The organism is Pantoea sp. GL120224-02 (genome assembly GCF_900215395.1).
Taxonomy (GTDB): Bacteria; Pseudomonadota; Gammaproteobacteria; order Enterobacterales; family Enterobacteriaceae; genus Pantoea; species Pantoea communis.
This window is the reverse complement of the sequence record NZ_OBEC01000007.1, coordinates 147218-162995: the sequence shown is the minus strand read 5'-3', so window position 1 is coordinate 162995 and position 15778 is coordinate 147218. Positions and strand designations below refer to the sequence as shown.

Below are 15778 nucleotides of genomic sequence, written 5' to 3'. Positions count from 1 at the left end.
AGGTTAGATAGGAATTAGGAATACTCCGAGTTATCATTTTGTGCGGTAATTATCCGCATAAATGTTTGTCGTAAGCACCATGATAAAAATTAACTCGTTGAAAGAAATGTTTTTAAAGCAGCAATGCATTCAGTGTGGAGTTGCGCGAGGGTGGCTGGCTCGCTGGATGTCTGATGATGCCGCTTTATGCGATGAGTGCCTGCATAACTTGCAGCATGCGAGCCGCCAGGCCTGTCGTCACGATTCTGCTTCGCAAAGTAAAAAGGCCGAATGACGGCTTTTTTTGTATCACACCAGTTTTTTGACCAGTTCTTCACTGTGCCTTATGTGGCTTGAAGCGCGTTCTGGATCGTTTTGTACCAACGCCATAAACAGCAGGTCAGTCAACGCTAGTTGTGCACTGGTGGATGAGATTGCGGCACTGCGCGTGCTTTGCTCCTCGGCAACGGTGTACAAGCATATGGAAGCGCACTGTTGCAGCGAGTTGGGGGTAAAGCCGGTAAACGCCAGCACGTCGACCCCCAGCTGCGCGGCTTCCTGTGCCGCAAGGTTAATCTCACGCCGCTCGCCGGTATAGGAAATCGCCAGCAGCACATCCCCCGGTGCCATCGCCTGCACGCTCGCCAGTAAAGCATGCATATCCTGCTCGGCTACCGCGTTGATGCCAATCTTCATCAGCTTCCATGAGAAATCTTTCGCCACTAACCCCGACGCACCGATGCCCACTAACAAAATGCGGTTGGCGTTTTTCAGCAATTGCAGGGTTTGCAGCAATTTCTCTTCGCTGTTGATATCCAGCGTGGCGCGGATAGCGGAAATCTTCTCAGTCAGTAATTTTTCGCCGACCACTTTGAGGGGATCGTCGCTAAGAATATGATTGTGCACGGTGATGGCGTCGCGATCCGCCAGCGACTCACTCAGTGCCAGTTTCAGCGCAGGGAATCCCTTATAGCCCAATTTTTGGGCAAACTTCACCACGCTCGACTGGCTGACGCCCGATTCCTCAGCCAGTTTTTGTGAACTCAGATGCCGTGCCCGATCCGGCTGCGACAGCAAAAAATCCGCCAGCCGACGCTCATTTAGCGCCAGTCGAGGGTAGAGCTGGCGAATTCGCAGCAATGAACTCATGTTCGATCCTTAATCCATCTAATCCCGCTTGAGCTTAGTCTCTTTTCGCACCATCAGGTTTTAATGACAGCACGCCGACACAAAGAATAAACTATTCAGCTGGCATTGTGGCCATTGGAATTAAAAATGACTGCTTTCGCCCCCGCCGTTGAAGCTGGCTACACTGTAGGGCAAGCCGTAGAAAGGAAAGATAAGGAGAGGAGTTTGACAAAGGGTACGCAACGCCGCGTGGTGTTTTTCGATCTGGATGGCACGCTGCATCAGCAGGACATGTTTGGCACCTTTATGCGTTATCTGCTGCGACGCCAGCCGATCAACCTGTTGCTGGTGGTGCCGCTGTTGCCGGTAATTGGCCTGGGAATGCTGTTTAAAGGACACGCCGCACGCTGGCCGATGAGCTTGCTGCTGTGGGCCATTACCTTCGGCCACAGTGAGCAATGCCTGCGTCAGCGTGAAGCGGAGTTCGCGACATGGTTCCGTCAGCGTGTTACCGCCTTTCCGGTGGTGCAACAACGTCTGACCGATTATCTCAGTAGCGATGATGCGGATGTGTGGTTGATCACCGGTTCGCCGCAATCGCTGGTGGAGCAGGTTTATTTTGATTCAGCCTTCTTGCCGCGCGTACAGCTGATTGCCAGTCAGATGCAACCCGGTTTAGGGGGACGCGTGCTGGCCATGCGTTGCCTCGGGCATGAGAAGGTCGCTCAACTCGAAGAGAAGATTGGTACACCATTGCAACTCTACAGCGGTTACAGCGACAGTAAACAGGATAACCCGCTGCTGTTCTTCTGCCAGCATCGCTGGCGGGTGACACCTCGCGGTGAGCTGCAACAGCTGGAGTGAATCATGCGGCGATTCCGTCTATAATGCGCCGCCTTTAAATCCGCAGGAGCTGCCCGGTGAACCCACAAACTGATGAATATTGGATGCGCCATGCGCTGGAGCTGGCGCGTCGCGCGTGGGAACAGGGCGAAGTGCCGGTCGGCGCGGTATTAGTGCAGGGTGATAAAGTGATTGGCGAAGGCTGGAATCGACCGATTGGTCAGTGCGACCCGACCGCGCATGCCGAAATCATGGCGCTGCGGCAGGGCGGCAAAATCCTCGAAAACTATCGCCTGCTTGATACCACGTTGTATGTGACGCTGGAACCCTGCGTGATGTGCGCCGGTGCGATGGTGCACAGTCGCATTACGCGGCTTGTATATGGCGCAAAGGATGAGAAAACGGGCGCAGCGGGCTCGCTCATGGACGTGATTGGTCATCCAGGTATGAATCATCAGATTCAGATTGATTGCGGTGTGCTGGCAGAAGAGTGTGCCGGAATGTTGAGTGACTTCTTCCGCATGCGCCGTGAGCAAAAGAAAGCGCTGCGCCAGGCGCAGCGCGAAGGTTAGTTCATCGCAATCTTAGGTTCGACCGCCGGGTAACCGGCGCCCAATTCCGCTTCCAGCGCCGACTGCTGAGCGATGCGCTTCTCCTGCTCCTGCAGATATCCCACCAGACTGATCTGATACTTACGGATGTTCTCGACATAGTTGTAAGCTTCATGGCCGCGCGCGTAACCGTAGGAGGTTTGCGCGTAATATCGCTTCTGGCTTAGCATCGGCAGACGCTGTTTGACATCGGCCCAGCTATCAGGATTACCGCCTTGTTTGGCCGTCAGCTTGCGGGCATCCAGCATGTGCGCATAGCCCATGTTATACGCCGCCAATGCAAACCAGATGCGTTCATCATCAGGAATGGTGTCCGGCACCTTCTCCATCATACGTTGCAGGTATTCGCTGCCGCCACGGATGCTCTGCTCAGGATCAAGGCGATCGTTGACGTCGAGGCTGTCAGCGGTGTTACGCGTCAACATCATCATGCCGCGCACGCCGGTCGGTGAGGTCGCCTGCGGATTCCAGTGCGACTCCTGATAAGAGATGGCTGCCAGCAGACGCCAGTCCATGCTCGCCGCGTATTTCTCAAACAGCGGTTTGATATCCGGCAACGTGTTATCAATCGCGCGCAGGAAGGTGCGGGTATCCACGTAATCAAAAGTGCCAACGTGACCGAGATACTTCTCTTCGAGGCGCGCCATTGTGCCTTCTTCGCCCATCTGGCTGTAGAAGTCGAGCATTGCCGCATTCAGACTGTCATCATCACTGCGTGGCAGATACCAGGTGACCGGTTCTTCATCGGTGATGTCGAATGCTACGGCCAGCTGCGGATGGATGCGCTGCAATAAGCCGATGGTGACCGAATCGCCCACGGTGTAATCCAGCTTGCCGTCGGCGACGGCTTCCAGTAGCGCTTTCTGTCCCTGATCGGTAGAAATCGCCCAATCGAGATCGGGATAGCTGTCAGCTTTTGCGGAACGTAAAGTTGACAGATATGCCGAACCGGACTGCACAATCAGGCGGCCTTTCAAATCGCCGAGATTCTTCGGCCGTGGCTTATCAATGCGGTACACCAACTGCTGCGAAACAGAGTAGTAGCTCGGTCCACTTTGATAGTGGGCAAGGCGTTCACCGTTGTAGATCAGCCCAGCTGCGAGCAAATCCGCCTTACCATCATCCAGATCGTCAAACAGATCGCCGAGGTTCGGACGCACCGTAACCTCAAGTTTGACGCCAAGATAATCGGCGAAGCGTTTCGCCAGCTCGTAATCCATACCGGCTGGTGCATTATTGATGGTGTAGTAAGTCAGCGGGGAGTTGACGGTACTGATGCGCAGCACTCCACGTGATTTAATCTGTGATAGCGCGTCTTTTCCGCCCCCGTACCAGGGGATGGAAGGCCACAGTGCCAGCGCAAGCAGCACGGTGATCAGACCGATAAACAGATAGTTTATTTTCAGGCGTTTCAAATAGTTGTCTCGTAATGGCTCACAGGCCTCTGTCTTTTAAAGGCAGTATTTGTGTTGTTTTTACTCCCAGAGCGAGGGGCATTTTGCGCAACAAAGTGCAGCAGGGCAACTTATATAGCAAGAATTGTGCAAAATTCAGCCAAATGCTGAGTGCCAGATTTTATGCGCAAACGGTTTCGTAACCCGTGCTGTTTCTCTATAATACCGCCCGTTTTCCCCTGTTGCGCCCAATGAAGCGTCGCCCGGCGCTTCGAAGACGAGAGATCTTTGATGATGGAAATTCTGCGTGGTTCGCCCGCTCTGTCGGCATTTCGTGTAAACAAACTGCTGACCCGCTTTCAGGACGCTCACCTGCCAGTGAGTGATATTTACGCCGAGTACGTCCATTTTGCCGATGTCAGTGCACCGCTCAGTGCGGATGAACATGCCCGCCTGCAACGTCTGCTGAAATACGGTCCTTCTCTCGCCGAGCACGCGCCACAAGGGCGTCTGTTACTGGTGACGCCGCGTCCCGGCACCATTTCTCCGTGGTCATCAAAAGCCACCGATATCGCGCACAACTGCGATCTGCCCCAGGTTATCCGCCTCGAACGCGGTATGGCTTTCTATGTGCAGGCGCCGCAGCTGACGGAAGCGCAATGGCAACAGCTGGCTAGCCTGCTGCATGACCGCATGATGGAGACCGTGTTCGGTGACCTGAATGATGCGCAGCAGTTGTTCGCACATCATGAACCACAGCCGCTGAAAAGCGTTGATGTGCTGGGTGCCGGTCGCATTGCACTGGAACAGGCCAACACCACGCTGGGCCTGGCACTGGCCGATGACGAAATCGACTATTTGCTGAATGCCTTCACCAAACTGGGCCGCAATCCGAACGACATCGAGCTCTATATGTTTGCTCAGGCAAACTCAGAGCACTGCCGTCATAAAATCTTCAACGCCGACTGGATTATCGACGGTGAAAAACAGCCGAAGTCGCTGTTTAAAATGATCAAAAACACCTTTGAACACAATCCTGAGCACGTTCTGTCTGCTTATAAAGACAACGCCGCGGTGATGGAAGGTTCAAAAGTGGGCCGCTTCTACGCCGATGCTCAGAAGGGCGAATACACCTTCCATCAGGAAGAGGCGCATATCCTGATGAAGGTGGAAACCCATAACCACCCGACCGCGATTTCCCCGTGGCCAGGTGCTGCGACCGGTTCCGGTGGTGAAATCCGTGATGAAGGCGCAACGGGACGTGGCGCGAAGCCGAAAGCGGGCCTGGTCGGTTTCTCCGTTTCCAACCTGCGTATTCCGGGTTTTGAACAGCCGTGGGAAGAAGATTTTGGTAAGCCGGAGCGTATTGTTACCGCGCTGGATATCATGACTGAAGGCCCACTGGGCGGCGCAGCGTTCAACAACGAATTTGGCCGTCCTGCACTGAACGGATACTTCCGTACTTATGAAGAGCGCGTGAACAGCCATAATGGCTCAGAACTGCGTGGCTACCATAAGCCGATCATGCTGGCGGGCGGTATTGGTAACATCCGTGCTGACCACGTGCAGAAGGGTGAGATCGTCGTCGGCGCGAAACTGATCGTGCTCGGCGGGCCCGCGATGAACATTGGCCTCGGCGGCGGAGCAGCCTCTTCAATGGCCTCTGGTCAGTCTGATGCGGATCTGGATTTTGCATCTGTCCAGCGTGACAACCCGGAAATGGAGCGTCGCTGCCAGGAAGTGATCGACCGTTGCTGGCAGCTGGGCGAAGCCAACCCGATTCTGTTCATCCACGACGTCGGTGCTGGCGGTCTGTCTAACGCGATGCCAGAGCTGGTGAGTGATGGTGGCCGTGGCGGCAACTTCAACCTGCGTGACATCCTCAACGATGAGCCAGGCATGAGCCCGCTGGAAGTGTGGTGTAACGAATCCCAGGAACGTTATGTACTGGCGGTGGCACCGGCTCAACTGGCGCTGTTTGACGAGCTGTGTAAGCGTGAGCGTGCACCTTATGCGGTGATCGGTGAAGCCACCGAAGAGCTGCACCTGAACCTGGCGGATAGCCACTTCGATAACAACCCTATCGACATGCCGCTGGACGTGCTGTTGGGCAAAACGCCGAAGATGACGCGTGATGTTGCCACTCAGCAGGCCAAAGGCGATGCGCTGGTGCGTGACGGCATTACCGTGGCAGATGCCGTTAATCGCGTACTGCATCTGCCAACTGTGGCAGAGAAAACCTTCCTGATTACCATCGGTGACCGTTCGGTAACCGGTATGGTGGCGCGTGACCAGATGGTCGGCCCATGGCAGATCCCGGTAGCGAACTGTGCAGTGACCACCGCCAGCCTGGATAGCTATCACGGCGAAGCCTTCTCACTGGGCGAACGTGCTCCAGTCGCCTTGCTGGACTTCGCTGCCTCAGGCCGTTTAGCGGTCGGTGAAGCGCTGACCAACCTGGCAGCCACCTCGATTGGTTCCCTGCAGCGCGTGAAGCTCTCTGCAAACTGGATGGCCGCAGCAGGTCACCCAGGCGAAGATGCCGGTTTGTATGCCGCAGTGAAAGCGGTTGGTGAAGAACTCTGTCCGGCGCTGGGCATCACGATTCCAGTGGGCAAAGACTCGATGTCGATGAAAACCCGCTGGCAGCAGGGCACCGAAGAGCGTGAGATGACCTCGCCGCTGTCGCTGGTGATCACCGCCTTTGCGCGTGTAGAAGATGTGCGCCGCACCGTAACGCCTCAACTGCAAGCTGACCAGGATAACCTGCTGTTGCTGATTGATTTGGGCAACGGCGCAAACACCCTGGGTGCTACCGCGCTGTCACAGGTTTACCGTCAGTTAGGCGATAAGCCAGCCGACGTACGTGATGCATCGCAGCTGGCAGGCTTCTTCAACGCCATTCAGGCGCTGGTGGCCGAGCAGAAGCTACTGGCTTACCATGACCGTTCTGATGGCGGCCTGCTGGTAACACTGGCAGAAATGGCTTTCACCGGTCACTGCGGTATCGAAGCCGATATCGCCGCGCTGGGTAACGATGCGCTGGCAGCACTGTTCACCGAAGAGTTGGGTGCAGTGATCCAGATTAATGCCGCTGATCGTGCAGCCGTTGAGAAAGTGTTTGCCGACCATGGTCTGAGCAGCAATGTGCATGTGATTGGTCAGGCGCTGCCGGGCGATCGCTTTGTGATCCGCTCTGGTGACAGCGCGGTGTACAGCGAAAGCCGTACCACGCTGCGTACCTGGTGGGCAGAGACCACCTGGCAGATGCAGCGTCTGCGTGACAACCCTGCCTGTGCCGATCAGGAGCACGAAGCGAAGAAAGACGACAACGATCCTGGCCTGAACGTTCATCTGACCTTCAAGCCAGAGGAAGATGTTGCTGCGCCGATGATCGCCACAGGCGCGCGTCCTCGTGTTGCCGTTCTGCGTGAGCAGGGCGTGAACTCCCACGTTGAGATGGCCGCTGCCTTCCACCGTGCTGGCTTCACCGCTGTCGATGTGCACATGAGTGACCTGCTGGCGGGCCGCCGTGGTCTGGAAGAGTTCCAGGCGCTGGTAGCGTGCGGTGGCTTCTCTTACGGTGACGTATTGGGTGCCGGTGAAGGTTGGGCGAAGTCGATTCTGTTCAACGGCCGTGTGCGTGATGAGTTCGAAAACTTCTTCCACCGTCCACAGACGCTGGCGCTGGGCGTATGTAACGGCTGCCAGATGATGTCGAATCTGCGTGAGCTGATTCCGGGCAGCGAACTGTGGCCACGCTTTGTACGTAACCAGTCAGAGCGGTTTGAAGCACGTTTCAGCCTGGTTGAAGTGGCTGCGAGCCCATCGTTGCTGCTGGACGGCATGGCCGGTTCTCATATGCCAATCGCCGTGTCGCACGGTGAAGGCTTCGTAGAAGTGCGTGACGGTGCGCATCTGGCTCAGCTGGAAAGCAAAGGTCTGGTGGCGCTGCGCTTCGTGGACAACTTCGGTAAAGTGACCGAAAATTACCCTGCCAACCCGAACGGCTCGCCGAACGGTATCACTGCAGTCACCAACGAAAGCGGTCGTGTCACCATTATGATGCCGCACCCAGAGCGTGTGTTCCGCACCGTGAGCAACTCCTGGCACCCAGCAGAGTGGGGCGAAGACAGCCCGTGGATGCGTATCTTCCGCAACGCACGCAAGCAGCTGGGCTAATTTAGCCGACTGCATCAGAGGCCGCCGCAAGGCGGCCTTTCTTTTAGCCAGCTGGTCCAGACTCACTCACTCACTCACTCACTCACTCACTCACTCACTCACTCACTCAATCCATTACGCCATGACCTACTTTGGCTGGCTCGCAAAATTGTCGGAAATTAGCGACAAACACGATATTGATGTGTCGCTAAATGGTGACATTTAAATTATTGATTTATATTGGATCAATTTTTCATCCTCTAACTCGTTGCTGATCAGCGACACTTTCGCCAGACCAGCCGGTCCGCTTTTTCATAAAAAACTGCGTCACACCTCGCATTACTCTGATAATCAATGCTATTTCATTTCTGGCACGATAGTTGCTATACTCACTGCGTTGCTCATTCTCCTGTCTATGATTGCCCCGCACTGCGGTTGAGCTCATAAAATTCGAATGACGCACCAAACGGAGCCTGCCGTCCACCCAACCGATAATCGCTTGCTTTGCAACGTTATCAAGCATCGGACGCAACGTTGAGTTAGGCTCCACCTATTTTGCAAGCGATGCTGCGGCGTCGCTCTCACGGCAGCCCAAAAGGGCTGCCGTTTTCCTTTCGGTACTTTCTTCCCTATTGATACTTCGTTAGCATGCCAGCAGCTCACATTAAAGGATGCGCGGTAGTGAAGAGATGGCGTCTGTTTCCCCGATCCCTGCGGCAGTTAGTCTTGATGGCTTTTTTACTGGTCCTGTTGCCATTGCTGGTGCTGGCGTGGCAAGCCTGGGAAAGTTTGTCTGCGCTCAGTAATCAGGCCGCAGATACCAATCGCAATACCTTCACCGACGTACGCCGCAGCGAAGCGATGGCGCGCACGGCGCTCGAGCTGGAGCGCAGTTATCGTCAATATTGCGTGTTAGGGGATGCCACCTTGCAAAAGCTTTATCAGACGCAGTGGACGCGGTACGGTCAGATGCTCACCAGCCATGCGGATAGCCTGCCGGATCTTCCTTCCTTCAAAGCGTTGCAGGAAACCTTGCCGCAGCTCGCCAGCGTGCAGTGCGACAACGGTAACCCAGTGGCAAAAGCCGCAACGGCCCTCGAACATTTTTCTGATGCCAATGCGCAAATGGTGCAGGCGACGCGTGAAGTGGTATTTTCGCGTGGCTTGCAGCTTCAGCGCGAAATCGCCGATCGCGGCCAGTTTTTCGGCTGGCAGGCGCTGATTCTGTTTCTGATCAGTCTGGCACTGGTGCTGCTGTTTACCGGCATGATCATCGGCCCGGTTAAACGCGTTGAACGGATGATTAACCGACTGGGGCAAGGCAAAGCGCTGGGTGACAGCGTGAGTTTTCGCGGTCCGCGTGAAATCCGCTCACTCGGTCAGCGCATCGTGTGGCTGAGCGAGCGCCTAAGTTGGCTGGAAGAGCAGCGACATGAGTTTCTGCGTCATCTCTCGCACGAACTGAAAACCCCGCTTGCCAGCTTGCGTGAAGGCACGGAATTATTGGCCGATCAGGTGGCTGGGCCGCTCAATGCGGAACAGCAAGAAGTGGTCGCGATTCTTGATACCAGCAGCCGCCATTTGCAGCGTCTCATCGAACAACTTTTGGATTACAACCGCAAACTGGCGGATGGCCCCATGGCGCTGGAGCCGGTAGCAATCAATGACATCGTTGATGCGGTCGTTAAAATCCATTCATTGCCCGCCGGTGCACGTCAGATCACCACCCATGTTGATCTTCAGGTGGCGCACTGTCTGGCAGAGGCATCATTGCTGCAAAGGGTCATCGATAACCTCTATTCGAACGCCGTGAACTACGGCAGCGAATCCGGTAACATCTGGCTGCAGAGCCAACAGAAAGGCAACCAGGTGTGGATTGAGGTGGCGAACACCGGCACACCGATTCCGGCTGAAGAGCAGGCGATGATTTTTGAGCCCTTTTTTCAGGGCAGCCAGCAGCGCAAAGGGCCAGTTAAAGGCAGCGGGCTGGGGTTAAGCATCGCGAAAGATTGCCTGCGCAGGATGCAGGGCGATTTGCAATTGGTAACGCGCAAGGATGCGGATGTCTGTTTTCGAATCATTTTGACGACCAGCGCCGGGAATGCCTGATTAATGAAACACACCCTGATTAAACTTTTTAGCTGCGCGTTGGTGGCATTTGGCTTGAGTGCTTGCCAGACACCGTCCACGGGCAGCGCGTTACACGATGGCACCAATCTTCCTGAGCCAGAAGTGCGGCTGCCTGATTATCTGGCGACCGATTGTCAAAACGTGTGGAAGATTGAAACGCCAACAGCCATGAGCAACCCCCTCTACTGGCAGCGTGCTATCGACTGTGGTGAGCGTTTATCCCCAGCGGAAGCGCGTGCTGAGGCACGGCGCTGGCCAGTACAAGGCTGGTCGCGTGCTTTTAAACAAGGCATTCTGCTGGCAAATGGCAATGTGACGCCCTTTGAGCGCCGTCAGTTCGTCGATACGCTAGACGGCTACAGCGCTTCCTATCCAGCCTCCGTGCGTCCGTTATTAATGTTGTGGCGTAGTAATCAGGCGGCGCAGCTGGCGTTAAGCGGTGAACGCAGCCGCTATGCTGCACTCCAGCAAAGCCACGATACTGAGCTGGATAGCCTGCGCCAGCAGCAAACCAAACTGCGTCAATCACTGGAGGAGACTCAGCGTAAGCTTGAGCGCTTAACTGACATCGAACGCCAGCTGTCGTCCCGTAAACCGGCGGACAGCAGCGATACATCGCACGGTGCCAGTGATGCACAAAGTGAGGATCAGTGACCATGAAACAGTCTGCACGTTTACTGCTGGTGGATGACGATCCCGGCCTGCTTAAACTGCTTGGCATGCGCTTAAGCAGTGAAGGCTATCAGGTGACCACCGCCGCAAGTGGTCCGGATGCGCTGCGCCAGTTGCAGAAAGAGAAAGTTGATCTGGTGATCAGCGATCTGCGTATGGATGAAATGGACGGACTGGCGTTATTTGGCGAAATCCAGAAACGCCATGCGGGTTTGCCGGTGATCATTCTTACGGCGCACGGCTCGATCCCCGAAGCGGTTTCTGCCACGCAGCAGGGCGTATTCAGTTTCCTGACGAAACCGGTGGATCGTGACGCGCTGTATAAAGCCATTGATGAAGCGTTAGCACAGCGCGCGCCCGTCAGTGATGATACCTGGCGTGAAGCGGTAGTGACGCGCAATCCACTGATGCTGCGTTTGCTGGATCAAGCGCACATGGTGGCGCAATCCGACGTCAGCGTGTTAATCAATGGCCAGAGCGGTACCGGAAAAGAAGTGCTGGCTCAGGCGATTCACGCCGCCAGCCCGCGTGCAAACAAGCCGTTTATTGCCATTAACTGTGGTGCGCTACCGGAGCAACTGCTGGAGTCTGAGCTGTTTGGTCACGCCAAAGGGGCTTTCACCGGTGCCGTGAGTGCGCGTGAAGGGCTGTTTCAGGCGGCGGAGGGTGGCACGCTGTTTCTTGATGAAATTGGTGATATGCCACAGGCGTTGCAGGTCAAACTCCTGCGCGTCTTGCAGGAGCGAAAAGTGCGTCCGCTGGGCAGTAATCGGGATGTCGATATCAACGTGCGCATCATCTCGGCCACCCATCGCGATCTGCCCAAAGCGATGGAGAAAAAGAGTTTCCGCGAGGATCTCTACTATCGCCTCAATGTGGTGAATCTGAAGATTCCCGCACTACATGAACGTGCAGAGGATATTCCGCTGTTGGCGAACCATCTCTTGCGCCAATCGGCCGAACGCCATAAACCCTTCGTGCGCAGCTTCTCTGTGGATGCGATGAAACGTTTAGTGGGGGCCAGTTGGCCTGGCAACGTGCGGCAGCTGGTCAACGTGATTGAGCAGTGTGTCGCGCTGAGCACGTCACCCGTGATTGGGGATGCGCTGGTTGAACAGGCGTTAGCGGGTGAAAACACCGCGCTGCCGACCTTTGTTGAGGCACGTAATCAATTTGAGCTCAACTATCTGCGCAAATTGCTGCAAATGACCAAAGGAAATGTCACCAACGCTGCGCGTCTGGCTGGACGTAACCGTACAGAATTCTATAAGCTGCTGTCACGCCATGAGCTGGACGCCAGTGAATTTAAAGAGTAGCTTGCTGCGGCATATTGATTCATCCATTGACTACCCCAAATAATTTGAGTTGCAGTCAGACGGCAAACGAAAGCATCCCGATGAGCTTACTTCTTCAAGCGATTTGGGGAAAAGAGAGCCGCCAACCCCTCTGCAACTTGAAGCAGGACGGGTATATACTACTTGTTATCCGTCCATCATGGAGGGAGTGAAAAAAGGATCTGTCATGAAAAAGATCGATGCAATTATTAAACCATTCAAACTCGATGATGTGCGCGAAGCGTTGGCTGAAGTGGGCATCACCGGGATGACGGTCAGTGAAGTGAAGGGCTTTGGTCGCCAGAAAGGCCACACTGAGCTGTATCGTGGCGCGGAGTACATGGTCGATTTTCTGCCAAAAGTGAAAATCGAAATGGTGGTCGGTGATGACATCGTCGACACCTGCGTTGAAGCCATTATGAATACCGCGCAGACCGGCAAAATCGGCGACGGCAAAATCTTTGTGTTCGACGTGGCGCGCGTGGTGCGAATCCGTACCGGTGAAGAGGACGAAGAGGCGATCTAAGCCCCTTCGTTAGCCTGTTAAAAAGCCTGCATGATGCAGGCTTTTTTGTTTACAGCACTTTGTGCGGGCCAAAAACTTCATAATGGATACGATCGGCACTGATACCGGCATCGACCAGCTGCCGCGCGACAAACTGCATAAATGGCAGAGGGCCGCAAAGCCAGAACTGGCGGTCGGCCTGATTCAATTGGCTGGAGATGCCTGCGAGGTCCATGAATCCCTGCGCATCAAAACGGCCACTGTCCACGCTTTCCGGCTCGCGATACCAGATATGGCTGGTGAAATGTGGCAGGCGAGCACCTGTGGCTTGCACTTCATCCGCGAAAGCATGCTGTGCACCACATTCGGCCGCATGTAGCCAGTTAACCGCGCCCGCATACTGCTGCTCAGCCAGGCTGGCTAACATTGCCAGCATCGGAGTTTGACCCACACCGGCAGAAATCAGCGTGATCGGCGCGGTTCCCTTTGTTTGCAAATAGAAATCACCCGCCGGTGCAGCACATTGCACAATATCACCGACCTTCGCATGGGTGTGCAGCCAACCGGAAACGCTGCCGTGTTCCTCGCGCTTCACTGCGATACGATAGGATTTACCGTTAGGTAGATGGGTGAGTGAATACTGGCGATGCTGGATATTTTCGCTTCCTTCAGGTCGCAGACTAACAGCCAGATATTGTCCGGGCAGGAAATCGGCGACGGGCTGACCATCGTTAGGTACCAGCTCAAAACTTTTAATTACTGAGCTTTCAGTGTTGATGGTGCGAATACGGAAGTCACGCGCGCCACGCCAGCCGCCGACTTTCTCTTCTGAGGCGCAATAAATCGCCTCTTCACGCTGGATAAACACATCCGCCAGCACCCCGTAAGCTTTGCCCCACGCCTGTAAGACGTCATCGCCGGGATTGAGTAACTCTTCGATGGTGGCCAGCAACGTTTCACCGACTACCGCATATTGCGCGGGCTGAATATTCAGGCTGGTGTGCTTCTGTGCAATTTTCTCTACCGCCGGCAGCAGCACCGCCAGGTTCTCCAGGTTGCTGCCGTACGCGACAATGGCATTAAACAGCGCCTCACGCTGATTGCCACTGCGCTGATTATTCATGTTGAAGACGTTTTTCAGTTCCGGATGTGCCGTTAACAAACGTTGGTAGAAGTGGCCAGTGAGTTGCGGGCCAAGCTGAGCAATAGCGGGCAGGGAAGACTTTACGGTAGCGATAGTTTGCGCATCAAGCATGGTGAATGCCTCACAGTGAATTTAAACATGTATTTTAAATACATCTTATGATCGTTCATCTAGCCTGTAAATCCCCTGTTTTGATTGCGGGTTAGGTGCTGAAGCTGGAAGCTGGCCCACAAACCTGAAAAATATTCCTCTCCAGCGTGAGCAAATATCGTGATTTACAGGATTGCAAAAAGGCGTAAAAAACCCGTTCCAGCGCCGTGCCAATCGTTTGCGTAAAAAGAGGGGATTGGCGCTACCGTCACCTGTCAAAACCGTTTACACTGTTGGCCTTCGCCCCTTGCCGGGGCCTAAACTGCCGTTAAAAAAGTTAGCTAGTCAGGAGATGCCGGATGTTAAAGCGTGATATGAACATTGCCGATTATGATGCCGAGTTGTGGCAGGCTATGGAGCAAGAGAAGGTGCGTCAGGAAGAGCACATCGAACTGATTGCTTCTGAAAACTACACCAGCCCACGCGTTATGCAGGCGCAAGGTTCACAGCTCACCAACAAATATGCCGAAGGATATCCGGGCAAACGCTACTACGGCGGATGTGAATACGTTGATATCGTTGAGCAGCTGGCAATCGATCGCGCGAAAGCGCTGTTTGGCGCAGACTTTGCCAACGTACAGCCGCACTCTGGCTCACAGGCCAACTTCGCGGTTTATACTGCGCTGTTGCAGCCGGGCGACACCATCCTCGGTATGAACCTGGCGCACGGTGGTCACCTGACGCACGGTTCACCAGTGAACCTGTCAGGCAAGCTGTATAACGTCATCCCTTACGGCATCGACGAAACCGGCAAAATCAACTACGACGAACTGGCTGAGCTGGCTAAAACGCATAAGCCAAAAATGATCGTCGGTGGTTTCTCTGCATACTCTGGCGTGTGTGACTGGGCAAAAATGCGCGAAATCGCTGATAGCGTGGGCGCTTACCTGTTCGTTGACATGGCACACGTTGCCGGTCTGATCGCCGCTGATGTCTACCCGAACCCGGTTCCGCATGCACACATCGTGACCTCAACCACCCACAAGACTCTGGCGGGTCCACGTGGTGGCCTGATTCTGGCGAAAAACGGTGACGAAGACCTGTACAAAAAACTGAACTCTGCGGTATTCCCGGGTGGACAGGGTGGCCCGCTGATGCACGTGATCGCGGGTAAAGCGGTGGCGTTCAAAGAAGCAATGGAGCCAGAGTTCAAATCTTACCAGCAGCAAGTGGCTAAAAACGCCAAAGCAATGGTTGAAGTTCTTTTGGAGCGTGGCTACAACATCGTTTCAGGCGGTACTTATAACCACCTGTTCCTGATCGATCTGGTGAGCAAAAACCTGACCGGTAAAGAAGCGGATGCCGCGCTGGGCCGTGCTAACATCACTGTGAACAAAAACAGTGTACCTAACGATCCGAAGAGCCCATTCGTGACCTCCGGTGTGCGTATCGGTACGCCTGCAGTGACACGCCGTGGCTTCAAAGAAGCAGACGTGCGTGAGCTGGCTGGCTGGATCGCTGACGTGCTGGACAACATCAACGACGAAGCGACCATCGAGCGCACCAAGCAGAAGGTACTCGATATCTGTGCGCGTCTGCCTGTGTATGCCTGATTTGGCACCATGCTGATGTGATTAAAGAGGATGGCGCTTGCCATCCTTTTTTTATGCACGCGACCCATGCTGTATAGAGTCAACACACACCGCACACACCGCACACACCGCACATGAAGCGTTCACGCAGACCTTGTTATTACGGCGTCTGAGGTACGATTTCCGATACGAAGC

General features: G+C 54.8%; 11 protein-coding genes. 8 read left to right on the top strand and 3 right to left on the bottom strand.

Annotated features, from left to right (window positions below):
• Nucleotides 1-288: 288 nt before the first annotated feature.
• Nucleotides 289-1128, bottom strand: coding sequence for a MurR/RpiR family transcriptional regulator (locus tag CRO33_RS14915; RefSeq protein WP_034825629.1), 840 nt, complete (start codon nt 1126-1128; stop codon nt 289-291).
• A 204-nt stretch (nt 1129-1332) separates the two neighbouring features.
• Here CRO33_RS14915 and yfhb point away from each other — a divergent pair, with 204 nt between their 5' ends.
• Together yfhb and tadA are read left to right on the top strand one after the other, a co-directional pair.
• Nucleotides 1333-1971, top strand: a complete 639-nt coding sequence (yfhb, locus tag CRO33_RS14910) for a phosphatidylglycerophosphatase C (RefSeq protein WP_097118619.1) — start codon at nt 1333-1335, stop codon at nt 1969-1971.
• 56 nt (nt 1972-2027) lie between these two features.
• Entirely contained in the window at nt 2028-2522 is a 495-nt protein-coding gene (gene tadA, locus CRO33_RS14905; protein WP_097118618.1) for a tRNA adenosine(34) deaminase TadA, read from the top strand.
• Here the strand turns inward: tadA and mltF are convergent.
• Nucleotides 2519-3976: a membrane-bound lytic murein transglycosylase MltF gene (gene mltF, locus CRO33_RS14900; protein ID WP_058959158.1), complete on the bottom strand. Its 1458-nt coding sequence runs from the start codon at nt 3974-3976 to the stop codon at nt 2519-2521. The two genes, tadA and mltF, sit on opposite strands and share 4 nt — an antisense overlap.
• Before the next feature lie 270 nt (nt 3977-4246).
• Here mltF and purL point away from each other — a divergent pair, with 270 nt between their 5' ends.
• The 5 genes from purL (at nt 4247) to glnB (ending at nt 12778) form a co-directional block, all read left to right on the top strand.
• Complete coding sequence (gene purL, locus CRO33_RS14895; RefSeq protein WP_097118617.1) at nt 4247-8137, top strand: phosphoribosylformylglycinamidine synthase; 3891 nt, start codon at nt 4247-4249, stop codon at nt 8135-8137.
• Nucleotides 8138-8797: 660 nt separating this feature from the next.
• Nucleotides 8798-10225: a sensor histidine kinase gene (locus CRO33_RS14885; RefSeq protein ID WP_097118615.1), complete on the top strand. Its 1428-nt coding sequence runs from the start codon at nt 8798-8800 to the stop codon at nt 10223-10225.
• Nucleotides 10226-10228: 3 nt separating this feature from the next.
• The gene (qseG, locus tag CRO33_RS14880; RefSeq protein ID WP_097118614.1) at nt 10229-10900 is read left to right on the top strand and encodes a two-component system QseEF-associated lipoprotein QseG; all 672 of its coding nucleotides are present in this window, start codon (nt 10229-10231) and stop codon (nt 10898-10900) included.
• Nucleotides 10901-10902: 2 nt separating this feature from the next.
• The gene (glrR, locus tag CRO33_RS14875) at nt 10903-12234 is read left to right on the top strand and encodes a two-component system response regulator GlrR (protein ID WP_058959153.1); all 1332 of its coding nucleotides are present in this window, start codon (nt 10903-10905) and stop codon (nt 12232-12234) included.
• A gap of 205 nt (nt 12235-12439) precedes the next feature.
• Nucleotides 12440-12778 (top strand): nitrogen regulatory protein P-II, encoded by a 339-nt coding sequence (gene glnB / locus CRO33_RS14870; RefSeq protein ID WP_034825643.1) that lies wholly within the window; start codon nt 12440-12442, stop codon nt 12776-12778.
• Nucleotides 12779-12827: 49 nt separating this feature from the next.
• Here glnB and hmpA read toward each other — a convergent pair whose 3' ends face one another.
• Entirely contained in the window at nt 12828-14012 is a 1185-nt protein-coding gene (gene hmpA, locus CRO33_RS14865; protein ID WP_097118613.1) for an NO-inducible flavohemoprotein, read from the bottom strand.
• 338 nt (nt 14013-14350) lie between these two features.
• Here hmpA and glyA point away from each other — a divergent pair, with 338 nt between their 5' ends.
• Nucleotides 14351-15604, top strand: coding sequence for a serine hydroxymethyltransferase (gene glyA / locus CRO33_RS14860; RefSeq protein WP_045814929.1), 1254 nt, complete (start codon nt 14351-14353; stop codon nt 15602-15604).
• The last annotated feature ends 174 nt before the right edge of the window (nt 15605-15778 follow it).